This window comes from Mucilaginibacter sp. A5337 (genome assembly GCF_059690695.1).
In genome coordinates, this window is the sequence record NZ_JCAWEC010000003.1 from 787,570 (window position 1) to 814,002 (window position 26,433).

Sequence of the window (26,433 nt, forward strand, 5' to 3'; positions counted from 1 at the left end):
TAAGCATTATCTGGGGGGCTTACCCTATGCTAAGCCGGTAAAGCACTTAAGTGATACGTATTTTAAAAAGTAATTGAAACGAACTAAAACAGAAAATGTCATATAATATACCCGAAATCGTAGCTAATTTTTGCACTGAAGGAAACGTTGAAATTATTGTGCCGTTTGGTTCCGGGCATATCAATGATACATTTCACGTGAAGACTACCAACCCGGAATTGCCCGGCTACTTGCTTCAGCGTGTCAATCACCATGTATTTAAAGATGTACCGGCGCTGATGAATAATGTACAACTGGTAACCAATCATCTTAAAAAAAAACTGGCCGAAATCCCTCATTCTAACCCGGCTAAAGAAGTGCTTACCATGGTTTGGGCAAAGGATAAGCAGTGTTTTTTTTGTGATACAGCCGGCAACTACTGGCGGATGTATTTGTTTTTAAAGGATACTAAAAGCTATGATCTCGTGCTTACCGATCAGCAGGCCTATGAGGGCGGTAAGGCATTTGGTAAATTTCAATTACTGTTATCAGACCTGGATACTAACTTACTTTTCGAAACCATACCGGATTTTCATAACATCGCTATGCGGCTCGATAGGTTAAATAAAGCTGTGCTGGCTGATGTTGAAGGCCGGGTTAAAGAAGTTTTGCCCGAATTAACCTTTGTTGTTGAAAGGGCCGACGCGATGGTCACTATCCTGAATTTAGGCAAAGAAGGGAAATTACCTCTGCGCATTACACACAACGATACTAAATTCAACAATATACTGCTTGATATGAACGATCACGGGCAGTGTGTAATTGATCTTGATACAGTTATGCCCGGCTACGTTGCATATGATTTTGGCGATGCTATCCGCACTATTATAAACACCGCGTCCGAAGATGAAAGCGATATTACAAAAGTCGACCTGAATATTCCGCTGTTTAAAGCCTACACAGAGGGGTATTTTAAAAGCGCCGGTGGCTTTCTATCAGATATGGAAGTTAAAACGCTTGTAATGGGAGTTTTATTAATTCCCTATATGCAAGGAGTACGTTTCCTTACAGATTACATAGAAGGTGACGTTTACTATAAAACGAGCTTTGCCGAACATAATTTACAGCGTACCAGGGTACAGTTTCAACTGCTCAAAAAGCTCGAAGAGCAATATGTTGTTTTAGATCAAATAATTCAGGACGTAGCAAAAACATATACGCAATTAGCATCCAAAGTAGAATGAAAGAATTAACGGTACCATTTTTAGGGCTTGTAAATAAAGTAAGTCCCATAGCGCACGTATCTTATTTGTTAGATAATTATGAAAAAAATCATATCGGAATGGTGCCCTGGCCTGCCAATGGGTATAAGCCGGATGCGCATTTTGCCATAGCCTTTGGTGAGGATAGTATTTTTATAAAATACTATGTAAGTGAAAAATCTGTAAGGGCAATTTACAAGCAGCCTAACGAGCCGGTTTATAAAGATAGTTGCGTAGAGTTTTTTGTATCCTTTGGAGATGAAAAGAGCTACTATAGTTTTGGGTTTAATTGCGCAGGTACATGCATGTTGGGTTTTGGAACAAGCAGGACAAACCGCAAACTATTACCAGAGGCCGCCATAAGAACAATCAGGCACCAAACTAATTTAAAACTGGTTGATAGTTGCGGACAAGGCAGTATAGGCTGGGAACTGACGTTAATGATACCTTTAGAGGTGTTTTGCAATCATTCCATTACATCATTAAATGGCAGGCAATGCCGGGTTAATTTTCATAAATGCGGTGATGAACTGCCCGATCCGCATTTTTTAACCTGGAGCAATATCAAATCAGCAGATACCAACTTTCATTTACCCGAGTTTTTTGGAAAAATGCAATTTGAAAATTAAACCTCAGTACTCATCTAATTTACTGCAACATAGCGAGATATGAAAATGAAACTTACTGTAATCCTGTTATTATTTAGTGCTGTCGTTTCGGCACAGGTTAAAATGAGTGGGGCTTACCAGGAACTTCCGGACCCCAAACCTGTTCAGCAGAAAAGCTGGGATGAATTAAAACCAGGTGTTTATGTAAGTTTTGCGTCGCCAGATATTCGTTATGAGAAACGCAATGCCCCATCAATATTTCCATTGCAAACACAATGGCAAACCAAAGCATGGAAAGGAGAAAAAGTACATACGCAATTCCTGGTATGGACCACCCGTAACCTGGAACAATTAAGTTTTGAATGGAGCAAACTTGAAGATGATAAAGGCCATATAATTCCAAAAAAAAATATCAGCGCAAATTTTGTGCGTTACGTGATGGCCGATGGGCTGAATAATGAGGGGGGCGGCTGCGGTATTCAGGCAGGTCATGATTCCTCTCTTGTAGAGGATGTTATTGATCCTGTCAGATCCCTTTCTGTAGCTAAAAATACTACCCGGCCTGTTTGGTTAAGTGTTAAGGTTCCTGCCGGTGCTGTTAAAGGTACTTATAAAGGTTATGTGAAAATCAGGGAAGGAGGAGGGGCGAATACTTATATTTTGCATTATACTGTAGAAGTACTTAATCATACCCTGCCTGCACCCGAACACTGGAGATTTCATCTCGATCTGTGGCAAAACCCTTATTCGGTTTCCCGGGTGTACGGTGTAAAACCCTGGTCAAAGCAACATTTTGACATCATGCGCCCATATATGAAAATGCTGGCAAATGCCGGTCAAAAATCAATTACTACTACACTTATTTATGACCCATGGAATAGTCAAACATATGATATTTATGGATCAATGATAAAATGGACTAAAAACAAAAATGGTTCATGGACTTATGACTATAGCGTTTTCGATAAATGGGTGACTTTTATGATGTCGCTGGGTATTGATAAATTTATCAACTGTTATAGTATGATTCCCTGGAATTTAAAGTTTTATTATTATGATGAAACGCTGAAAAAGGATACTGCTATTATAGCTAAACCCGGCACAGCAGAATATAATGAGCATTGGCGTCCTATGCTGTCTGATTTTGCTAACCATCTAAAAAAGAAAAGATGGTTTAAAAAAACAACCATCGCGATGGATGAAAGGCCTTTGGAGGATATGCAAAAAGCGATAGCTTTAATAAAAAGTGCAGATAAAGATTTTAAAATTTCATTGGCAGGTAATTACCATCCCGAAATTGAAAAAGATTTAGTGGATTACAGTGTGGCGTCAAACCAGGTAATAGATAGCAGTGCTATCATATCACGTAAAAAGGCGGGCTTTAACACCACCTATTATACCTGCTGCACAGAAGGGAGTCCTAATACGTTTACCTTTTCTGCACCGGCAGAGTCTGTTTGGCTGGGCTGGCATGTAGCTTACAAAGGGTATGATGGCTATTTAAGATGGGCTTACAACTGCTGGACAAAAGATCCTTTACGAGATACACGGTTCGGATCGTGGTCATCAGGGGATGCCTACTTAGTTTATCCGGGGCTGCGGTCATCTATCCGCTTTGAACGATTGATTGAAGGCATTCAGGATTATGAAAAAATTAATGTACTAAGGTCCGGTTTTATAAAAAGAAACCAGCAAGGTAAATTGCGTGAGCTTGAAAAAATTTTAAGCGGTTTTGATATCGGAGGGTTAAGGAATAAAAATGCCGCCGAAATTGTACGCGTTTCCCAAAGCAGATTAAACGGCTTATAGGCGATTTAAAAACCTCTTACTTTGTCGCATTTTATTTGCCGGTGACTTTCATTTGACAGTTTTTTTGACTTTATTTACTATTATAAAATTACCCGAAATAACAAATTGGAGGCCTTAACCCAAGTACCCGCTTAATTGCAGATGCGATATAAATGGTAACAATTGATGGGCAGGCTAAAAAAGATCTCCGTACCGGCGTTGATCAGCAATTTGGATGGGAGCGGGTTTTAGATTAAAAAACAATAAAAAATACTTTCTTTGACGTTGCCAATTAGTTATAATGCGGAATGAATAGCCCCGAAGTTCAGTTATTGTCTGATGACAGACTTATAGCGTTGATTCAAGAGAATGATATTGTGGCATTTGAGCGCATCTATAATAAATATTGGTCAAAACTTTATCTTTCGGCATACAATATACTCAGGGACCGCCAGGTATCTGAAGATATCACCCAGGAGGTATTGGTAAACCTGTGGATGAAACGGGCTAACCTGCAGCTCACTTCTTTAAACGCCTATTTATATACCGCTGTCCGTTACCAGGTGTTTAATATTATACGTTCCGGCAAAGTAAAAGCAGACCTTTTTAACAGGCTGGAAGAACTTTTTAGCAAAAACGGTGGTGAAGAAATCCTATCTGAAAAAGAAATTAACCGTTTGCTGGAACAGGGAGTTGCCGAATTGCCTGAGAAATGCCGGCAGATATTCATTATGAGCCGCAGAGAGCATTTATCAACCAAAGAAATTGCAGAACGGCTTGAGATTTCGCCAAAAACGGTTGAAAACCAGTTAACCATAGCGTTGAATCGTTTGCGCAAAACGCTGGGCGATTTTGTTTGCCTTGCTGTTATCATGTCTTGTGGGCGTTGGTTTTGATATTGTTCCTATCTCCATTTATACTCTTTTTTCCAACTCGTTTTTTTATCTGATTCTCTGAAATTTCATGATTTGTTAATAGTCAGGAAATATTTACAATTTCTTTGGGGGTACCCCCGGTGTTGCGTTACTTACATGCAACAACTAACTAATGGACAAAGAACTACTGATAAACTTAATCAATAAATATCTTTCCAATCAGGCCACTGCCGATGAGGAGAAGTTTTTATTTGACTATTACGATACGCTCCAAAAAAACGAATTGAAATGGGATGAGTTTTTACTGGGCGATGAAAATATTGCTAAAACAGAGCTTTACAGCAAAATATTACAGGAAATAAAGGCTCGGGAATCTGCCTCTAAAAGGATTATTTTTTTGAGGAGCCGATGGTTTGTAGCTGCATCTGTAGCTTTGTTCCTGGTTGTCTCATCTTTATTGGCTCTTTACTTAAGACACAACAATTCTTCTTTATTAGCTAAAAATAACGCGCTGCCTGTTAGTAAGCATACGGTTGCTCCTGGCGGTAATAAGGCGTTATTAACTTTAGCTAACGGCTCAAAAATTACCCTTGATGATGCCGCTACAGGGCAGCTGGCCAAGCAATCAGGTGTAACTATTACCAAAGCTGCCAATGGCAAATTGATTTATACTATTGAAAATGCACCATCAAACTCAACAGGTTTAGCTCAACAGGCTTATAATACCATTGAAACCCCCAGAGGCGGCCAATACCAGGTTAACCTGCCCGATGGTTCAAAAGTTTGGTTAAATGCCGGTTCTTCGCTCCGTTTTCCAACAAACTTTACAGGGAACTTACGCAGTGTTGAATTAACTGGCGAGGCCTATTTTGAGGTAGCAAAAAATGCCCAAAAACCATTTAGGGTTCTGAGTAACAGCCAGGTGGTTGAAGTTTTAGGTACGCATTTTAACATCAGTTCCTATATCGACGACAGCTCGGTAAAAACTACTTTATTAGAAGGCTCTGTCAAGGTATTATCCACTAAATCAAATCAATCAAAACTGCTGAAACCGGGGCAACAATCAAATATCAATTATTCAGACAATTCAATTGATGTTCAGACAGTTGATACCGAAGAGGTGGTAGCCTGGAAAAATGGCTATTTTCTGTTTGTTGATGAAGACCTGAAAAGCATTATGAGTAAGCTGGCCCGCTGGTATAATGTTGATGTAGAATACACCGGTAATGTAGATAATTTAAGATTTGGGGGCATAGTATCGCGCTCAAGAGACTTGGCCCAGGCGTTGAAGATCATAGAACAAACAGGAAACGTTAAAACTAAAATTGAAGGAAGGAGGGTTACCATTATGCCGTGATATTTTACTTGCATTGAGGTAACCTTAAAATAAGCCGGAAGTGGTGGAACACTTCCGACTAAAGCGTTAGGGCTTACCATGAAACTAAATTCGTAGTCCAATTACACCTTAAACCCAAACAAGTTCAAATGTATGAAATGTTATGAAATAACATTATATGGGGTCCCCTGTATAAAAAATAAAGCTTTGTTGATTATGAAACTATCCATCATCTTGTTGGTAGCAACCATACTTCAGGCGAGTGCTTCAGGTTACGCACAAAAAATTACATTATCAGAAAAAAATGCTCCATTAGAAAAAGTCCTTAAAGAAATTAGGGAACAAAGCGGATATGATTTCTTCTATAATTCAAAGGTGATTAAGCAAGCTAACCCGGTAAGTATCAATGTTCTGAATACCGAATTAGAGGAAGTATTAAAGCAAACATTTAAAGGGCAACCGTTTATATATAGTATAAACGAGAAAATTATTATTATTAAACCTAAACCTATTGAAGCACAACCTCAATCAATCCCCATTATAAAAGTTTCAGGGGTTGTCACTGATTCAAAAGGCGTTACTTTACCCGGCGCAAGTGTGCGCATCAAAGGGACTGATAAGGGGGTAATAACTGATAGCGAGGGGCGGTTTACCATTGAAGCTAATGATAACAGCACCCTTGTTATTTCATTTGCCGGTTTCATTGCCAAAAAAATTACGGTTAACGGAGCAACATCTTTCCTGACCGTTCAGTTACTTGACGATACTAAGGGTATAAATGAAGTAGTGGTAGTAGGGTATGGTAAACAAAAGAAGCTGACCATAACCGGGGCTGTTACAACGGTGAATGTTGCTGATATAACAACTCCAAACCGCTCCTTATCTAATGCACTGGCAGGTAAGGTAGCCGGAGTTATATCGATGCAAAGAAGCGGAGAGCCTGGTTATGATAACGCGTCATTTACCATCAGGGGCATTGGCACTTTTACCGGTAATTCAAACCCGCTTATTATTATAGATGGCGTGCAGCGCGATGACGTAAACAGTACCTATGGAGGGGCTTATAACAACATCGACCCGGAGGATATCCAGAGCATTTCCCTGTTAAAGGATGCATCATCAACTGCAGTATACGGGGCTAAGGGCGCCAACGGCGTTTTGATCATCAACACTAAAAAAGGTGTCGCTGGTAAACCTAAGATCTCCTTTAAAACGGAAACATCCATGTCGGGCCTTACCCGAACGCCTAAAATGCTGGATGCAGTATCTTGGATGAGGCTGCATAACGAGGCAACTACAAATGATGGTAACCCGGCTGCATATTCTGAAGAAACTATCCAGAAAACAGCGAGCGGACTGGACCCATACCTTTATCCAAATGTCGACTGGATAAAGTCTGTATATAAGAATTGGGCCCCCGGCTACAATACCAACTTAAATGTTACCGGCGGCGCTCCGTCGGTAAGGTATTATGTTTCTGCTTCTTTTTATGACCAGGAAGGAAGTTATAAAGTAACCAAACAAAACGGCTACAACCCCAACCTTAACTTTAAACGTTACGATTTCAGGTCAAATCTTGACATTGATATCACCAAAACTACCTTATTGACCATGAACCTGGATGCGATGCTGGTGAGCAGCCGCTACCCCGGTATCTCGGCAGGAAATATCTGGTATGAATCGTACTTAACTCCACCTAACGCGTTCCCGATAAGATATCCCGATGGTAAATGGGCAGGCCCTTACAACAATGGCGGCTCCAACCCGGTAAATGATATCCAAAACTCAGGTTACAACAGCGAGTTTCGCCCTACCATACAGTCTGTTTTTTCCCTTAACCAGAAACTGGATGCTATCACCAACGGACTAAGCGCCATGGCCAGGTTCTCGTTCGACTCGTACAGCGAAAATGACAATGGCAGAACAGGCACCAATGATCTTTACTTAGCTTCTTCAAGAGACCCGCAGGGTAACCTGGTATTAGGCCAGTCGAGGTACGGAAGCCAGTTTTTGGGCTATACGCAGTCTTCATCTGCCGAAAAAACCATGTACCTGGAAACCAATATTAATTATGATCAGTCTTTCGGCAAACACCATGTTGGCGGGTTGCTTTTGTACAATATGAGGTCCAGGGTCCAGAGCACAGCAGGGAGTGTTATAAACTCTATCCCTTACAACAACCAAAGCTTGGCTGGCAGGGCAACCTATACTTATGCCGATAGATACCTGCTTGAATTTGATGCCGGTTATACCGGTTCTGAAAACTTTGAGCCGGGCAAAAAATTTGGCTTTTTCCCGGCTGTTTCTGCTGGTTGGGTAATTTCAAAGGAGCCTTTTTTTAAGAATTTTTCAAAAATGTTTAACCTGCTTAAAATAAGAGGTTCTCATGGCCTTGTAGGTAATGATCAGATTGGATCTCACTATCAAATCACCAGGTTCCCTTATATCAACCAATATGGCAGCGGCGGCTCTGTGGGTTTAGGCCTTAACGGAACTGTATATGGTGGCACTAAAGAAACTGTTATAGGTGTTGAGAACCTGACATGGGAAAAAGCCAGGAAAGATAATATTGGCCTGGAAATAGGGCTGTTCAATAAACTGAATATCACTATTGATGCCTATAAAGAGAGACGGACAAATATTTTAGTTCAGCGAAGCTCATTATCAGGGATCCTGGGTGTAAGCGGGGTTGTATTTGCCAATTTGGGCGAAATGAATAACCACGGTATTGAGGGTAACATTGAATATAATGACAATATAGGCAAGGTTGGCTTGCGTCTTTATGGCAATTTCACTTATAACAATAATAAAATTGTACAGCAAGACGAACCGAAACAGCTGTATGCTTATCAACAATCAACCGGGCGCAAATATGGCGATAACCTGATGTATGTTGCGGAAGGATTATTTACCTCGCAGGAAGATGTTGATAAAAGCCCTACACAGTTTGGCGCTGTGTTAAGGCCCGGCGATATCAAGTACAAAGATGTAAACGGTGATGGCGTGATCAACAGCTATGACAAGGTTTATACCGGTAAATCCGACATCCCTACCATATTGTATGGTGCAGGGTTTACGGTTGGTTATAAAAAGTTCGATCTTTCCCTTTTCTTCCAGGGAACCGGTAATGTAATTATCATGGCAAACGGTTCTTCTATAACTGGTGCAGGTGCAGAGGGCGCGGGTATAGTGCCGTTTACAGGCATGGGCACCTATCCATCGGGTATGCTTGCAATTCTCGAGAACAGGTGGACAGTTGATAACCCGAGTCAGAATGTATACTATCCACGCTTAGGCATTGCTAATCAAAACAGTAATAATTATCAGCCGAGCACGTGGTGGTCAAAAGACGCGAGTTTTGTCCGTTTAAAACAGGCTACATTGGGTTATACTTATAAGCCCTTGTTTCTTACCAGGGCGGGTATTAACTCAGTTTACCTTTATTTAACGGGGCAAAACCTGTTAACCTTCTCCAAATTCAAACTTTGGGATCCTGAACTTGGCTCTAACGGCGCAGGCTATCCACCGGTACGAATACTTGCCCTTGGATTAAGGGTTGCGTTATAGAAATCGTGAATTTAAATCAGTTTCAAAAGAATTTAAAGTGTGCCAAATGAAAAAAAACATACTAATAATGGTAGTTGGGATATGCGTCCTGGGTGCCTGTTTATCGTCCTGTAATTACCTTAATAAAAAGCCGGATAACCTGTTAACATCAGATCTGATCTGGAGCACCAGGGCTAATGCCGAATCGTATTTATATAATATATATGGTTATATCAAACAAACCGATGGGGGAGATTACAGCGCAATGGGGGCAAGTGACGAGTCGTCGGTATCCATCCCCGGTACCAATGTAAGGCAAATGGTTGTGGGTAACTGGAGCCCGGTAAACGCTTATTTTGATTACTGGGATAACTACTATACCGGCATTCGGTCGTCCTTCATTTTTGAAGCCAATATTGATAAGGTTCCGGCCACTCAGTTGAGCGTCAGCCTGAAAAATCAATATAAAGCCGAAGCCCGTTTTTTGCGCGGATGGTTTTACTGGCAGTTAATGAAACAATATGGCCCGGTTGTGAAAATAACCGAAGCGTTAAGCTTAAATGACGACTTTAACAAGTACCCAAGAGCGTCTTTTGACGAATGCAAGGATTACGTTAACCAACTGATGGATCAGGCTGCTTCGGGCTTACCTGCCCAATGGCCCTCAACCAGTAATTATGGCAGGCCAACAAAGGGCGCGTGCCTGGCGGTAAAAGCACAGCTGGCTTTACTGGCGGCAAGTCCGTTGTGGAACGGTAATCCGTCATTTGCCTCTTTTAAAAATCAGGATGGTACCCCACTGGCACCTACTGTATTTGATGCCGGCAAATGGAAAATAGCTGCGGATGCAGCGAAGGCCGTAATAGATCTTGGTGCGTACAAGTTATTTACAAATCTTGACAATGGCGGAACTCAGTTTGATCCTTATCTATCGGTTAGGGATCTTTTCTTAACAAACTGGAACAACGAGATCATCTTTTCAAGAAACTCCTGGAGTTACTGGGGATATACCAAATGTGTATCGCCGGGGCCGGGAGGATATAGTATGTACAACGCCACCCAAAATGTGGTGGATGCGTTTTATATGAATAACGGCCGCACCATTGATGACCCGCGTTCGGGATATACAGCTACAAGTTTTGCCCAAAGTAATGGTGCTAAATATTGGGAGCACAGTAAAGGGCAATGGAACATGTATGCTAATCGCGAACCACGTTTTTACGCCTATATCCAGTATAATGGCCGGCCGGTATTGCCTGCGCCAACTGTTGATGATAAAAACTATTATTCATCAGATGCCAATATTGACGGAACAGGCCGGGTTGAATTTTATTATAATGGTAAAGCCGGTGCAAAAGCCAGTGGTGCAAGTAATAATATTACCGGATATGATGTATTGAAAAACGTAAGTCCTGCCGATAATATAAGGCAGGATGCCACCAATTACCGGCCTTTTATACTCATGAGATACGCCGAGATATTGCTGGATTATGTGGAGGCTTTAAATGAATATGATCCCTCTAACTCCAATATCGTGCTTTATCTTGATCAGATCAGGACAAGGGCCGGCTTACCCGGTATAGAAACCGTTTATCCGGAAGCTGTTGGAAACAAGGATTTAATGCGGAAATATATTTTAAGGGAACGCCAGGTTGAGCTTTGTTTTGAAAGCGACAGATACTTTACCCTTGTAAGAAGGTTGTTGTTGGGTGCCGATGAAAATCAGACCATTTACGGGCTGAATGTCAACACGGATGATCAGGGACAGGGATTTGCTTTTACCGGTCTTTACACCAAAACGCTTTTTCAGAAAAGGGTGTGGAACAATAAAATGTACCTGTTCCCAATATCTCAGTACCAATTGGACCGCGATAGGGCATTGGTACAAAATCCGGGTTGGTAATGCCGGCTCTTATTTACCCAATAGGGTGTGAAAGATCTGGAAATAAATAATTAAACCTTAATTATTCAAATGAAAACATTCATAAACATATTGGCAAAAGGTATCAATCAATACCTGCTTGCCGGGGCACTTTTTATAATGGTAGCTTTTTTAAGCTGTAAAAAAGAAAAAGTTCCTGCACATGACCCTGCATCACCTATCAGCATCACTACATTTATCCCGGCACAGGGCGGTGGTGGTACCGAAGTACTCATCTCCGGTACTAACTTTTCAACAGATACCTCGCAAATTTCGGTTACCCTGAATGGGGTTAAACTGAAAATCATCGGGGCCAATACCAAACAAATGATGGTAGTAGTGCCTAAAAAGGCTGGTTCCGGGCCTATCGTTGTAACTATTGGAAAAGGAACCGCAACAAGTACCGATAATTTTACATATCAATATACCAGGACTGTCACTACATTGGCGGGGTCGGGCAAGGCTGGTTTTGCAAACGGCCAGGGTACAGATGCCATGTTTGATTTTAGCGGGCAAAGCTGGTACAGAAGCATGGGGATTTCTGTTGATGACAACCTGAATGTTTACGTTGCCGATCCCGGAAATCACTGCATCAGGAAAATTGACACTGCCGGTAATGTATCCACGCTCGCAGGTAATCCCCAGGTGTCGGGTTATGCCGATGGAAAAGGGAGCGCGGCAAATTTCTCCATACCTTATGATGTAGCTGTTGACGCCCAGGGAAACGTATATTCTGTTGATCCCGGAAATTATGATATCCGTAAAATAAGTCCCGATGGTACTGCAACCACCTGGGCCTGGGGTAACCAGTCGCCATGGAGTGTTGCTATCGACAAAACAACGGGTTATGTTTATTACTCCAGTTGTTCCAGCCCTGGAAATATCTACCAGGTATCGGCTCAGTGGACTACCAAACAGGTAATATCCGGCCTTAACTATCCCGCTGGAATCAAATTTGACAAAGCCGGCAACTTATACGTATCGGTTAACGGCGACCAGGTTATCAGGAAATTCAGTGCCGGCGACTGGAATGGCAGCATCATAGCAGGGCAACTTGGGGTTTCAGGGTATTTAAACGGAGCCGCTACAACTGCAAAATTTGCTTATCCATGGGGCATCGCGGTTGATAACAGCAACAATATTTATGTAGCCGGCAACGGAACATGGGACGGCGGAAGCTATAACCCTGATCAAAGCATCCGCTTTATCCAGGCCAATACTTTTGATGTAAGCACCTTTGCCGGCAGCGGTACAGCAGGATACGCTGATGCTATAGGCGGATCTGCGCTTTTCAGCGCGCCAACCGGTGTTGCAGTTGATAAAAACGGAACTGTTTATGTTTTGGATAAAATCAACAACCGGATAAGAAAAATAGTTTCGGAATAATGATGGTCCGCATTGAAAATACTATCACAGTTTGGTTTTCAACCCTGGCAATGTCCTTTTGTTGCCGGGGAAAATTTGAGTAGTAGTTAATAATTGTTTGGTTTTATTTAAGGGTACCCCGTAGCAGAAAACATGTTTCTGCTACGGGCAGGTACTGCCTGGCTTTTAGTGCGGATAAGCTTAAGCGGGTACGCTGATTTTTTAGAATAGATTTAATGAAACGTTATATAAATATCTTTTTAATACATGTTTTTGCCATTCAGGCTATGGCCTGCAGCAAAAAAACAGTGGGTAACGATGTAATCACTTCAACCGGTAATACACATATCTACTATGTATCGGTTAAGGGCTCTGATGCTAATTCTGGCAAAATCAATGCACCTTTCCAATCTATCAACATAGCCCTGAGTCATGCCATACCCGGCGACACCGTAATGGTAAGAGGAGGCACCTATTTTGATAAAGTGGCATTTCCCCAATCGGGTATCATGAACAAGTTAATTACTTTAAAAGCATATCCCGGCGAAAAGCCGGTGATAGACGGGAGTAAAATAATTGTTTCGGGTTGGGTGCCGCTGGTTATGCTAAGCAATGTAAGGTATATAACATTGGATGGCTTTGACATTTGCAATCTTACGAGCTCAACTTTTAATACCGATCCTGAAGGTATCGCTATCAATGGCAATTCGCACGATATCACTATCAGGAACTGTAATATTTATAACATAAAGAACAACGCATCCCTGAACGACTGGCGAAGCGGGCACGCCATACTGGCTATAGGCAACGGAACTACCGCCATTACTAACCTGGTTATTACGGGCTGTACTGTACATGATACGCAGACAGGTACAAGTGAAAATGTAACACTGGCCGGTAATATTGACGGTTTTGTTTTTAGCCATAATAAAGTATATGATACAGAGAACATCGGGATAATTGTTGCCGGTGGCGATGGTTTAAATCCCAAAGGAGATGTGGCTACCAACTACGCCCGCAATGGCGTGATAAGTGATAATATTTTTCACGATAATACCATGACCAGGACCCCGGAAACCTGGGGATCCGACAGGTATGGTGCTATCTCCATTTACGTTTGCGGCGGTGCTAATACTATTATTGAACGAAACAAGGTGTACAATAGCGACAGGGGCATAGGGTTGGTGAGCGAAAGCAACGTATATGCGACCAAAACTACCATCGTGCGAAACAATTTTGTATATAACTGCTATCGCACAGGTATATACATGGGCGACTACCTGAATTACACTTCGGGCGGAACTAAAAACTGTTATGTCGTAAACAATACCTTATATCAGAATGACCGTGTACCAGGCGCGTTTGGTGAAATTGAAGGAGAGATAAGGCTTACTGAGCATTGCGACAATAACGTGATCAAAAATAACATAGTTTATGCAAGGCCTGTTGATGTATTTATTCATAAGTATACCACAACAGGCAGCAATAACATTATCGACAATAATTTATACTATACTACAGGCACACCGCAATGGATCTGGAACAGCACTAACGGCGCACCATATACCGATTTGAGCGCCTGGAAAGCAGCCAGCGGCAATGATGTCGGTTCAACAAACGGGCAGGACCCTCTTTTACTGAATATTTCATCGCCTGATCTTCATATACAGTCGGCCTCTCCTGCAAAAAACACCGGAAATGTAATCTCTGCCGATATAAATGGAACTACAGATATTGATGGAAATGCACGCATTGTAAATAATAAGATAAGTAAAGGCGCACAGCAGTAAGGTTTTTAGTTAAAAAAAGTATGCTTATGAAATGTAATATCAATGTTTTTTTAATGCTTGGTTTTGCTGTACAGGCATTTGGCTGCAGCAAAAAAAACGATGCAGGCGGTAATGTTACAACTACCGGAAACACTCATGTTTATTATGTAGCTGCCAACGGGCAGGAGTCAAACAAAGGAACAATCGATGCGCCTTTTCAAACTATCAATAATGCGCTCTCCCGCACCATTCCCGGCGATACCGTAATTGTAAGGGGAGGGGTATATAGCGAAAAGGTTGTATTTCCCAAATCGGGGGTGATGGATAAATATATTACGTTAAAAGCATATCATGGCGAAACCCCTGTAATTGACGGGAGTGCTTTTAGTGTTAACGGGAGGGAAGCCCTGATAACTATTGATAAAGCAAAGTTTATTGTTGTAGATGGCTTCGAAATACGCAACTTCAAAACCGCTACAGGCGATCCTAAAGCCATTATGGTTGAAGGCGGATCTGATTATATTACCGTAAAAAACAACACTATATACGGCATTGATTATACTCAGCTGCCGCTTAACGGGGGCGGTAACGCTATTTTGGTTATTGGAAATACTTCTGATCCGGTAACTAATATTACTGTTACGGGGAATACCATTCACGATTGTAAAACCGGTTATGGCGAAAATTTAACAATCAACGGTTATGTTGATGGTTTTACCGTTACCAACAATACCATCTATAACGCTCAAAATATCGGCATTGATGCAGCCGGAGGCTATGCGGCCAATAGTGATCCCGCACTGAACTATGCCCGTAACGGAATTATCAGCGGCAATACCCTTTATAACATTGAAAGCAAAAGGGGGCCGCTTGGCGGGCATGGCGCTATAGGTATTTATGTGGATGGTGGCAGAAATGTGATAGTAGAAAAAAACAGGGTGTCTGTTACAGACAGGGGGATTGGTGCAGTGAGCGAAACCAATGGATTCCCAACCGACCACTTCACTATAAGGAATAACCTGGTATATAACTGTTGGTGCGCCGGTATTTACATGGGTGGGTACTTAAATTATACAGGTGCCGGTACAAGTAACTCGGCCGTTGTAAATAATACTTTATATAACAATAACCAGGCGTTAGGAGCCTTTGGCGAGATAGAAGGAGAGATAAGCATCAGAGAAGATTGCACTAATAATGTTATAAAAAATAATATCATTTACGGCGGGGCTGCTGATATGTTTATTCACAAGTATACCAACAGCGGATCGGGCAATATCATTGACTACAATCTGTATTATACAACAGGTGCCGCGCAGTGGACATGGAACGGCATTTCATATACCAGCTATAGTGCGTGGATGACCGCCATAAACGGGGACGCTAATTCAACAAATGGAGTAGCACCATTATTTATAAATACATCCACCCCCGATTTTCACCTTCAGTCATCCTCTGTAGCAAGGAACAGCGGTCAGGTGATATCTGAAGCTGTTAATGGCAATACCGATTTTGATAATAAACAACGTATTGTTAATAAGCAAATAAGTAAAGGTGCTTATCAATGATCAATCATTACGTTGTAAACGGATTATGGCTTTACTACACTGGTTTTAAGTTTTGAAATCCGTGAAAGTGATAATCCTTTACATCACCTAATCTAATGCTTACATGTTTTGGACTAAATAGATATACTCATTGTTTTAATCCCAATTACAAATGGAGAAGATTCCCACAATTAAAGAGATAGCTAAACGCTTGAAGGTAAGTACGTCTACTGTGTCCCGCGCGCTTCATGGCCATCCCAGTATTGGCCTTGTAACTACTATGCGGGTTAATAAGGTAGCAAACGAATTAAATTATGTGCCAAATCAAGCCGCCATATCCTTTAAGCAACGTAAAACATTTACTATAGGTGTTATTCTTCCGGATTTTTCCGATGCTTTTTTTTCTGCTGCCCTCAGCGGGATAGAAGATTGCGTTAGCAAACGCAATTATAACGTTTTTATCGGGCAGTCATCAGAAGATCCCGCAAAGGAAAAGCGCATTTTGGAAGCCATGAAAAACCAACGCTTAGATGGTATTATCATATCCATAAGCAAAAACACCACCGATTATGGAGTGTTTGAACAATTAAAAAAATATAATATCCCAGTTGTGTTTTTCGATCGCATTCCTGGCATGGAAGATATTCATTACTCTGCTTGTAATCTGCAGTCGGGAATGTTACAGGCCATTGATTGCTTAACAGACAAAGGACATCGTAGTATTGGGTTAATTAATGGCCCATCGCAATTGCTTGCAAGTAAAGAGCGCCTTGATGGTTATAAAAAAGGGCTCCATGAACACCAAATAGATATAAATAACGAGTTTGTTGTTTCGTCAGATCTGTCTCCGGCACAAAATTACTATGCCATGAGGAGACTTTTATCTTTAGAGCAAAGACCTACAGCCATCATCACTTTTAATGATTATGTAGCACGCGATGCAATTGCCGTGGTTAAAAATAGCAACCTGGTTGTTAATCGCGATATAAGCTTTATCAGTTTTGCAAATTCACCTATCTGGAGCTTTATGGATAATTCGCCACTTGCTTCCATCGAACAGTTTCCTAAAGAACAAGGGGTAAAAGCAGCGGAAATACTTTTCAAACTAATTGACTATCGAATTGAAGAAACGCCGTCAACCCCCGTTTTTCATCGGGCAGTATTTGATTCCAGTATGATATCCCACAAGGTAAATTTCAGGGCATAAGCGTAGTCCTTTAATATTCCAATACAAAAGCGCCACTATACTTTAAAGTGGTGCTTTTTCGTAGGGTCTTCGGTATTTGAATGTTTAACAGTCCGCTTTCGTAATTCCATTTTAGTTTTTGGACGCTGCCCAGCAAACTTATCTTTTTAATTTGTTTGATATCATTTACCGGGAAGGTTACGTTGGCCGGAAGGCTTACAATATCCTTTTCAGACAGCCAAAAAGCGTATAACTTTTTTTCGGTTTTCGATTTAGTAAAATAAATATTGCCTGCCGAGTAAGGCGCTACTGGTTCTGAGCCATAAATACCTTTCCCATTAATTTTTATCCAGTCGGCAATATCCTGTAATCGTTGATAGGCGATAGGGTTCCAGTCACCATCAGGTCCCGGGGCAATATTAAGCAGCAGATTACCTCCCCGTGATACTATTTTTATGAGCGTTTGTACCAGCTGACGGCTGGGTTTAAATTCATCATCAGGCACATAGCTCCAATATTTACCAATGGTCATACAGGTTTCCCATGGGTAGGATAGGGGTTTATCCGGCACTTCCTGTTCTGGCGTGGTATAATTTTCAAATTCACCGGCAACCGTGCGGTCTACCATGATAAGGCCGGGTTGATGACTGCGGCTCATTTTCGCTATTTTAGCCATATCAAGATCCTGGTTATAATGCTGCGGATCATTACCCTTTTTATGAGATGGCCTTACCCAACCGCCATCAAGCCATAAAATATCCACCTTACCATAACCGGTCATCAATTCTTCAATCTGGTTAAAGGTGAAATCTTTGAATTTTTGCCAGCGTTCAGGGTAGCGCTGCGGATCGTAATTAACGTTGTGGTCTTTTGGGGGATAGTAAGGCCACCAATAGTTTTGATCATGCCAGTCGGGCTTGGAAAAATATGCCCCGATCATGAAGTTGTCTTTACGAAAGGCGTTAAATATTTCTTTAGTTACATTGCTTCGCGGATTTTTTGAAAAAGGTGTTTTAGGGTCTGTAATTTTATAATCGGTTTGTTTGGTATCAAACATGCTAAAGCCATCATGATGTTTGGTTGTAAATACCACGTAATTCATACCCGCAGCTTTGGCTGCCCTGGCCCATTTTTCGGGGTAAAAGTTTACCGGGTTAAAAGTAGTTTGTAAGTTTTCGTATGCCTTTTTGTAAGTAAAATAATCATCACTATAAGGGCCGGTTCGTGTAACCCAGTCATCAGGACAAATAGTCCAGCTTTCTGCAACTCCCCACTGGCTGTAGGTGCCCCAGTGCATAAACAATCCGAATTTTTGGTCTTGCCATTGGGCAAGTTTTTGCCGCACCAGCGAATCTTTAGGTACCTGGTAAGTATTTGACATTTCGTGCACGTTTTGCGCGAGTACTACCTGGCTGCATACCAAAAGGCAAAGACCAAACATGAGTTTCTGAATCATGATTAATATAAACTATTGATGATAAGGGTGTTTAATTCAATATTAGCTCAATTACGGGAATCTCGCTATCGGGTTTAGCTTCAGGAAGGTTTAATACCAGGTCGTTTCCCTGTTCTGTTGCTTTGCTGTTTGCCTGTATCTCTGATGCATCGTGCAAAAATTGAATGTATTTTACCTTATCCTTATAACCGGGTAAAGTAATTGTTTTGCCCGGATACTCTAACAAATGAACATACAGTCGTTTGGTGGCGGCATTATAGGTAAGCATGGTGTGATCCGGGGCTTTGAATGTTTCCGGGGCTTCGGTACATCCGTAAACCGACCGGCTGTTGTATTTCATCCAGACTGCTATTCCGTCTAACCTTTCATTGGCCCGTTTATCAAATAAACCACGCGCAGTAGGGCCCACATTCAATAACAAGTTACCACGTTTGCTTACGGCCTCTATAAGCATTGTAATTAATTGTTTGGTGCTTTTCCAACTGTTCTCGTCCCGGAAATACCCCCAGGAGCCTGAAAATGTTTGGCAGGTTTCCCAATAGGTTTTATAATCGTTTTTCTTGACCCATTCACTTAAGTTTACCTGTTCGGGTGTCAGGTAATCCCAACCGTCCTGGTATTCGTTTAAATCAAGGCGGTTGTCAATAATAATATTGGGTTGTAGTTTTCTTATTTCTTTAACCAGTTCAACAGATCCCCAGTCTTGGGCCCCTTTGCCGTGTTTACCATTATCAGGGTATGAAAAATCGAGCCAGAGCATATCAATTTTGCCATAATTGGTAAGCAATTCTTTAATCTGGTTATGCATGTAGGTACGGTACCTGGCCATATCACGGCCTTTATTGAGCTTGTCGTAATCTTCATCCTTTTCGCTTGCGGGCTGTAAAGGGTGTAAAACATCAACTGTAAAATCCGGATGATGCCAGTCCAGCAACGAGTAATAGAAACCTATTTTTATACCCTCGGCCCTAAAAGCATCTACAAATTCTCTTACAAGGTCTCTTTTTGCAGCGGTATTTGTGGCCTTATAATCAGTATATTTTGAATCAAACAAACAAAATCCTTCGTGATGTTTGGTGGTAAGCACGGCATATTTCATTCCGGCCGCCTTGGCCTTCTTTGCCCATTCTTTAGGGTTAAATAAATCGGGATTAAACTCGTCAAAATAATGTTGGTATTGAGCATCTGTCATGCGCTCCCACCGTTTTACCCACTCATGCCTTGCAGCCTGCGAATAAAGTCCCCAATGAATAAACATACCAAAACGGTCGTTTGTCCACCAGGCCATACGTTTGGCTTTTTGTTCGGGCGTTTCCGTTCCTATTTTCTTTTGGGCATATAATGGAGAAAATGCGATAAAGATCAATAAAATAGCTAAAACGTGTTTTTTCATCGGATAGATAGAGGGCCGTTAGTTTTAAATAAAAGGAGTGTTTTGTGGATAAACCGTTTTTATAGCGATAAAATTTCATCAACCACTGCTTGCAAGGACCTTTGAGGTTTTTCGGGACGTAGCTTTTGATTTTCATCCACCCATTTACGCTCCCATGAAAAGTAATCAGGCTCCTGAAGACTTTTGCCCTGCAGGTTGCCGCGCAGGTACTCAAAATAAATCTCCCAGCGGGGCAGATAATATCCATCCATGAGGCCGGCCCATTCTTTGTAGGCATACTCATGCAGGTTATCCTCAGTGCGTACATTTTCGCCCCAATAAGTAATCTGCATTAGCATGTTTTTTAAGTTGTTTGCCTTTTCCTCTGTGGTATTGCCGTTATCTATTGATTGTCTAAGATAGGTATTGAGCCTGAAGTAATGATCGGTGTTCAAAAGATCATCAGTTAATTTGATCATGTTCAAAAACTTTCCGCTTGCCTTGTTGAAGGCCTGCAGGTCCTTGTTGTTATATGCTGTTACCAGATCATTAAAAACAAGAGTTCCTTTATTGGCCAGCACCTGCCTAACCATATTGATAAGGTCTATTTTATAAGTTGCTGAATTAATGAGCGCGGGAGAGGCTTTGGCAAATTCTCTTACGGCATTTTCAAACTTTACGGTATCATAATTACGGGTAAGCGTACCCCAACTGGAGATTGATTTAACTTTGAGTGCCGGCCTGGCGCAAAAGATAGATTCGCCTGCACCTTCCTGGTAGCCCGGAAGGCTTTGATAAATTGTTTGTAAAAAGCCTTGCCAGGCATTATTGGCATGTTCATTACTTTTACCGTAGCGATATTTTGCATAGTCATTAATCCAGTTACGGGTATCTACATGGTCTTTGCGCCAGCCTAATTCAAGCATCAAATCATAATCCGGAGGATTGTTATTAATGCCTTCGGGCATTATGCCTACGCCTTTAAGATAATTGCTGTAAGTGCTTTTTCGGGCTCTGTCTATTTCATCGGCAAAGCGTTGTAGTTTGCCATAAACGCCGGGACGTTCGCCAAAATTGTTAACGCTGCACCATATAAATGGGGTACCATCATAAGCCTTACGTTTTTCCCAGTTGTTTGTAAACTCACCAAAAAGTTCCTGTACCAATACTTTTGATTTATCTAAACCATCAAGCATGCCTTGTTTGGGGTTATCCTGCCAGCCCTGCAACACCCATGTTGAACCCGGATAATATTTTTGCATGGAAGCCTGTATGGCAGCTCCTGCTTTCATCAGGTCGACACCTTCTGTTTTACCACCCTCGTGAAAAGGGTCGCCTGCAAAAAAGTGAATATTTTTACCATATAAAGCCTGCATTTCGCTGTAATATATACCTGCTATACGGGCAAATTCAGGGTCGGTAGGATCAAGTATATCGGGTCTTTTAAAGGCTCCCCAGGTTAACTGATCAATGATATGTGCTTTGCTCTTGCTTTTTAATGAGCTTGGCACCATACCGTAAAAGCCCTGCAATACTGGTTCTATGCCCAATTCATGCATCCGCTTCATCATTTTTTGTTGAATCAGCTTGCGGTTGTCGATTTGACTTTGAGGCATAGGGCCTCCCCAGCCTTCGATATTACCCATTAGCCACCAGGCAGTATAGGCCGGCCCCACTATAAAATCGTTAATTTCTTTTTCGCTGTAGCCTGTCTTCCTCAGCGTGTTTTGCCACACTGCTTCTATGCCTTCAACAGTAAGCATGGTATTAACCCCATTCAATGCCATCCAATCCAGCTCCCGTTCCCAGTCGGCCCAGTTGTAGAAACTCATGGTGTAATTGTAAGTACAATAATTTAATGCGTAACGATACTTGGCCGCGGCCTGCACAGTCGTCTTTTTGCTAACAACAGGAAGAGGGAATACAGGTGCCAGGTTGTCGCCCATGTGCGACATAGAACGGTGACAATAGTATTTCAAATACCAGTTAACACCAACAGCGGCAGCATTTGCACCAGAGGCTGTGATAACCAGTTTGTTTTTTATGGTTTGCAGTTCAACTAACTCAGGGCTGGAACCTTTTAATGGCTTGAAAATAACATGTCCGCTTAACCAGGGGGCACGCCTTTTAACCAATCCTTTTACAGGATCAAACTGTTGGGCAAAAAGCTTTAATGGCAATAGTAAAACAAGCAGGCAAGTTAGTTTTCGCATAGAAATGTGTCGGTTTTTTCTGTTAATATGTCCGAAACTAACTAAAATTTAGTGGAAAGATGGCTTCTGGTTACATGTCCTATGCCCCTAAAAATTACGCAAACGTTTGTTATGGTGCACACAACCGATTGCGTAATTTTTCGCTATTTTTTTGGACTATAATTTTGTTACAATTGCAACTGAAAGGGGCTGGCCTATGCTTTTTTGCCGACGTCTTGCTTGCTCTGTACACCTTTTCCCTTTCTCCAAATCGGGACGCTATTACACCTGAAAAAACTTAATTGCTTTTGAAACTTACTTAGTAACACAGTTAAAATTGACCCTTAATGAAAAATATTATTATTAGCCTGCTCCTTTTAATATACTTGCTAATTGGTAAACCTGCTTTTGGTCAGCAGGAAATAAATGAACCGTTTAAAATTGGCACAGAATCATTTAGTTTAAACGGGAAACCTTTTGTTATTCGCTGCGGGGAAATGCATTTTGCCCGGATCCCCAGAGCCTATTGGAGGCACCGTTTAAAAATGGCTAAAGCGGTTGGCTTAAATACCGTTTGTGCTTACCTGTTTTGGAACTTTCATGAAACATTACCGGGAAAATTTACCTGGGAAGGGCAAGCGGATGCAGCCGAGTTTTGTAAAATAGCTCAAGAGGAAGGGCTATATGTATTGTTGCGCCCGGGGCCCTATGCTTGTGCCGAATGGGAGTTTGGCGGCTTGCCCTGGTGGTTGTTAAAAAAGAAAGATATCCGGTTACGAACGCAAGATCCGTATTATATGGAGCGTTGCCGGCAATATTTGAAAGAAGTTGGTCGCGTTTTAGGCCCGCTGCAAATAACCAACGGTGGTCCCATATTAATGACACAGGTTGAAAATGAATACGGCAGCTACGGGGCTGACAAAGAATACATTCTAAAAATACGCGATTATTTAAAAGAAGCAGGGTTTGTTGTGCCTCTGTTTACATGCGACGGTACTGTTCAACTAAAAAATGATGTACAGAAGGATATTTTTGCCGTAGTTAACTTTGGTAACAATCCTGAAGCAGCCTTTAAAGCCTTGCGGGAAGTTCAGCCCGCCGGCCCACTAATGTGCGGCGAATACTACCCCGGCTGGTTTGATAGTTGGGGCCAGCCACATCATACAGGCTCAAATGATCATCTTATAAAAGAAGTTGGCTGGATGCTTGATCATAAAGCCTCCTTTAGTATTTATATGATACATGGTGGTACATCGTTTGGCTTATGGGCCGGAGCAAATTCACAGCCATACGCACCCGAAACTTCCAGTTATGATTATGACGCACCAATAAGTGAAAATGGAAAAGCAACTGCAAAGTACGATGAACTGCGCAATACACTAAAAAAGTATCTCCAACCAGGTGAGGTGCTAACAGATGTACCTGCTGCTATACCTGTACAAAAAATTCCTCCATTTAACCTTACTGCGGTTGCTCCTATAATGGGCCAATTGTCTAAGCCGGTGCTCTGTGATACCACGCTTTATATGGAAGACCTGAACCAGGGCTATGGGATGATGGTTTATGAAACAAATTTGCCGGCCGGTGGAAAATGTAAACTGGATTTTACAGAGGTGCATGACTATGCGGAGGTGTTTATTGGTAACAAACTCATCGGTGTATTAAATCGGATGAAAAATGATCATGTAATTGAAATTCCTGGGCTATCCAAACCTACCAAACTGCGGGTTTTTGTTGAAGCCATGGGGCGTGTTAATTATGGTTATTACCTGCACGATCGTAAAGGTTTACAGGGCGAGGTTTATAGTATAGCCGGCGCAAAAAAGATAATGTTGAAGGGATGGAAACATTATTCAATTCCATTGGGCGAGGGCAATCCCGCTTTTAAATACAAGGCTATTGGTACAGTACCCACGCTGAACGAGCCTGCGTTTTATAAAGGGTATTTTAATGCAAAAAGCAAAAGAGATTTTTATCTGGATATGCGTTGGTTTAAAAAAGGAGTGGCCTGGATAAATGGACATTGCCTTGGCCGTTACTGGAATATTGGGCCAACTCAAACTATGTATGTACCCGGTGTATGGTTAAATAAAGGGAAAAATGAAGTAATTATACTGGATATGCACCGTCCAATTACTGCACGCTTGCAAGGGCTGGATAAACCCATTCTTGATAGCCTTACTGCAATAGAGGCCATCAGCAGTAATCATCGTAAACCTGGGCAGAAATTTGGGAATAATGTGAATAGCTTATTATATACCGGGGTAATGAAAAATACTGCTCAATGGCAAACATTTAGGTTCCCTTTAAAAAGCGGACGTTATGTTGCCCTTGAAGCGATGAATAATTTTATGGGCGACCAGTTTACGTCATTGGCCGAGCTTGAATTATTGGATGAAAATGGCGAGCAATTACCCCGCAATTTGTGGAAAGTAGCGTACGCCGATAGTGAAGAGTTGAAAGGAGAGGACGGTAAATCAGAAAACGTGTTTGATTTACAGTACACCAGTATCTGGCATACCCAATGGAAGGATAATGCTACTAAACACCCTCATCAAATAGTTATTGATCTGGGGTGTAAAACAGCTATAAGTGGTATAAAAATACTGCCACGGCAGGATATGGAAACCGGTAGGATTAAGGATTTTAAAGTTTATTTGGCTAATGAGCTTTTTAATGGGTTATAACTTTTATTTTAAAAGTTGTTAATGTCTGTTTTGAGCGTGATAGTTAACACGTAGGGGGTATGGATTTGGTGTGCAGGTGACAAGCCTATTCGGATTGGTTATTATTTACACAAAAAACAAATACTTTTTTTATGCGCCCACAATTTTTCTTCATGATCCAAGAGCATTCAAAATCGTTCAACGAAAAGCTTACAATATGCTGTATATCAACCTGTTCTATAGGTGGACATCTTGATAAAAAGGCCATTAAAATCGACATTTGTTTAACTTTTTTATTGAATGATTATGTAGGAAAAAAGCTTCGGGTTAATGTTCTTCATGCGCAAACCCAAAAACAGCCCAAATGGTATTTATCCTATCTACCTGAGAATTACAGTCGATGGTAAATCCAGTGAGCTATCTACCAAAAGAAAATGTCACACCTCTACCTGGAGTGCAAAGACCGGACGGTCAACCGGTAGCAAAGAAACGACCCGGGAATTAAGCACCTTCCTGGATACACTTACACAGCAAGTCTACCAGGCAAAGCGGCGACTGATGGAAGCTGATAAAGAACTTACAGCCGAGGCCATCAAAAAGAATATGACAGGTGCCGATGAAGATAAAAAAACAATCATTGAAGTATTCAATAAGCATAACCAACAATTGAAAGCACTTGAAGGGAAGGAATTTGCAAGCAATACCATCAAGCGATACGCCACAACACTGGAGCATACAAAAAGCTTCCTAAAATGGAAATATGGCGCAGATGATCTTGACATCAGAAAACTGAATCATGAAACGATAGCAGAATTTGATTTCTGGCTGAAGGGCATTCAAAAATGCAACCATAACTCAACCATGAAATATCTGTCAAACTTTAAAAAGATTGTTTTAATTGCGGTTAAAAACAAATGGCTGTCATCTGATCCCTTCGCAAACTTCAAATTCACTAAAAAGCCTGTTCAGCGGCACGCTTTAACCGAGCATGAATTAAATGCCATTGCCACCAAAAATTTTAAAAACGAAAGATTACAAAGTGTAAGGGATATTTTCATTTTTAGTTGCTACACTGGTCTCTCTTATGCTGATGTCCAAAAATTACGGACAGATGAACTCCATATCGGCATCGATAAAAATCTATGGATTTTTACAAACCGGCAGAAAACCGGCGCTTCGACAAGAATGCCCCTCATGCCGGAAGCCCTGGCCATCGTTGATAAATATAAAGCGCATCCAAGATGTGTTGTAAGCGGATTACTCCTGCCTATTTTAAGCAATCAAAAGATGAATTCTTATCTGAAGGAAATAGCTGATACTTGTGATATAGATAAACCACTTACATTCCATATCGCAAGGCACACATTTGCTACTACCGTTACGTTAAGTCATGGAGTTCCAATAGAAACAGTTTCTAAAATATTGGGGCATTCATCGATTAAACAAACACAACATTATGCTAAACTTACTGATAATAAAGTCAGCGACGATATCAACCAGTTGATTACCAAACGCCATCTAATGGATTGATATCAAAACATCCAGCGTTTACAATCACTATAAAGCTA

16 protein-coding genes are annotated in these 26,433 nt (G+C 41.4%); 13 read left to right on the forward strand and 3 right to left on the reverse strand.

Translation table 11 applies throughout. From position 1 onward, the window contains the following. The first annotated feature begins 95 nt into the window (after nucleotides 1–95). From AC59JO_RS13270 to AC59JO_RS13320, 11 genes are all read left to right on the forward strand, one after another. The gene (locus tag AC59JO_RS13270; RefSeq protein ID WP_497305842.1) at nucleotides 96–1,223 is read left to right on the forward strand and encodes a phosphotransferase enzyme family protein; all 1,128 of its coding nucleotides are present in this window, start codon (nucleotides 96–98) and stop codon (nucleotides 1,221–1,223) included. After that, nucleotides 1,220–1,870 carry a carbohydrate-binding family 9-like protein gene (locus AC59JO_RS13275; RefSeq protein WP_413666665.1) on the forward strand — a complete coding sequence of 217 codons (651 nt, stop codon included), beginning with the start codon at nucleotides 1,220–1,222 and terminating at the stop codon, nucleotides 1,868–1,870. The genes AC59JO_RS13270 and AC59JO_RS13275 overlap by 4 nt, the downstream gene beginning before the upstream one ends. A gap of 45 nt (nucleotides 1,871–1,915) precedes the next feature. Then, nucleotides 1,916–3,658, forward strand: a complete 1,743-nt coding sequence (locus tag AC59JO_RS13280; RefSeq protein ID WP_497305844.1) for a DUF4091 domain-containing protein — start codon at nucleotides 1,916–1,918, stop codon at nucleotides 3,656–3,658. A 287-nt stretch (nucleotides 3,659–3,945) separates the two neighbouring features. Next, nucleotides 3,946–4,533 carry an RNA polymerase sigma-70 factor gene (locus AC59JO_RS13285; RefSeq protein WP_413666667.1) on the forward strand — a complete coding sequence of 196 codons (588 nt, stop codon included), beginning with the start codon at nucleotides 3,946–3,948 and terminating at the stop codon, nucleotides 4,531–4,533. A 151-nt stretch (nucleotides 4,534–4,684) separates the two neighbouring features. Further along, nucleotides 4,685–5,869, forward strand: coding sequence for a FecR family protein (locus AC59JO_RS13290; protein ID WP_497305846.1), 1,185 nt, complete (start codon nucleotides 4,685–4,687; stop codon nucleotides 5,867–5,869). Between the two features lie 195 nt (nucleotides 5,870–6,064). Further along, on the forward strand, nucleotides 6,065–9,415 hold the full coding sequence (locus AC59JO_RS13295; RefSeq protein WP_497305848.1) for a SusC/RagA family TonB-linked outer membrane protein: 3,351 nt from the start codon (nucleotides 6,065–6,067) through the stop codon (nucleotides 9,413–9,415). Between the two features lie 46 nt (nucleotides 9,416–9,461). Next, nucleotides 9,462–11,297, forward strand: a complete 1,836-nt coding sequence (locus tag AC59JO_RS13300) for a RagB/SusD family nutrient uptake outer membrane protein (protein WP_497305850.1) — start codon at nucleotides 9,462–9,464, stop codon at nucleotides 11,295–11,297. A 69-nt stretch (nucleotides 11,298–11,366) separates the two neighbouring features. Further along, on the forward strand, nucleotides 11,367–12,701 hold the full coding sequence (locus tag AC59JO_RS13305) for an IPT/TIG domain-containing protein (protein ID WP_497305852.1): 1,335 nt from the start codon (nucleotides 11,367–11,369) through the stop codon (nucleotides 12,699–12,701). 215 nt (nucleotides 12,702–12,916) lie between these two features. Then, nucleotides 12,917–14,470 (forward strand): right-handed parallel beta-helix repeat-containing protein, encoded by a 1,554-nt coding sequence (locus AC59JO_RS13310; protein ID WP_497305853.1) that lies wholly within the window; start codon nucleotides 12,917–12,919, stop codon nucleotides 14,468–14,470. A gap of 26 nt (nucleotides 14,471–14,496) precedes the next feature. Continuing rightward, nucleotides 14,497–16,014, forward strand: a complete 1,518-nt coding sequence (locus AC59JO_RS13315) for a right-handed parallel beta-helix repeat-containing protein (protein ID WP_497305855.1) — start codon at nucleotides 14,497–14,499, stop codon at nucleotides 16,012–16,014. Nucleotides 16,015–16,165: 151 nt separating this feature from the next. Then, nucleotides 16,166–17,200 (forward strand): LacI family DNA-binding transcriptional regulator, encoded by a 1,035-nt coding sequence (locus tag AC59JO_RS13320; RefSeq protein ID WP_497305856.1) that lies wholly within the window; start codon nucleotides 16,166–16,168, stop codon nucleotides 17,198–17,200. A 10-nt stretch (nucleotides 17,201–17,210) separates the two neighbouring features. Here AC59JO_RS13320 and AC59JO_RS13325 read toward each other — a convergent pair whose 3' ends face one another. Genes AC59JO_RS13325 through AC59JO_RS13335 form a run of 3 tightly spaced genes read right to left on the reverse strand, consistent with a single transcriptional unit; the run spans nucleotide 17,211 to nucleotide 22,220 of the window. Further along, a complete protein-coding gene (locus AC59JO_RS13325) occupies nucleotides 17,211–18,635 on the reverse strand; it encodes an alpha-L-fucosidase (RefSeq protein WP_497305858.1) in 1,425 nt (474 codons plus the stop codon). Nucleotides 18,636–18,666: 31 nt separating this feature from the next. Further along, nucleotides 18,667–20,028: an alpha-L-fucosidase gene (locus AC59JO_RS13330; protein ID WP_497305860.1), complete on the reverse strand. Its 1,362-nt coding sequence runs from the start codon at nucleotides 20,026–20,028 to the stop codon at nucleotides 18,667–18,669. A gap of 59 nt (nucleotides 20,029–20,087) precedes the next feature. Then, the gene (locus AC59JO_RS13335; RefSeq protein WP_413666677.1) at nucleotides 20,088–22,220 is read right to left on the reverse strand and encodes an alpha-N-acetylglucosaminidase; all 2,133 of its coding nucleotides are present in this window, start codon (nucleotides 22,218–22,220) and stop codon (nucleotides 20,088–20,090) included. 326 nt (nucleotides 22,221–22,546) lie between these two features. On the opposite strand from AC59JO_RS13335, the gene AC59JO_RS13340 reads away from it, so the two are divergent. Both AC59JO_RS13340 and AC59JO_RS13345 read left to right on the forward strand, forming a co-directional pair. Then, nucleotides 22,547–24,886 carry a beta-galactosidase gene (locus AC59JO_RS13340; RefSeq protein WP_497305862.1) on the forward strand — a complete coding sequence of 780 codons (2,340 nt, stop codon included), beginning with the start codon at nucleotides 22,547–22,549 and terminating at the stop codon, nucleotides 24,884–24,886. Between the two features lie 318 nt (nucleotides 24,887–25,204). Then, complete coding sequence (locus tag AC59JO_RS13345; RefSeq protein ID WP_497305864.1) at nucleotides 25,205–26,395, forward strand: phage integrase SAM-like domain-containing protein; 1,191 nt, start codon at nucleotides 25,205–25,207, stop codon at nucleotides 26,393–26,395. Nucleotides 26,396–26,433: the final 38 nt, after the last annotated feature.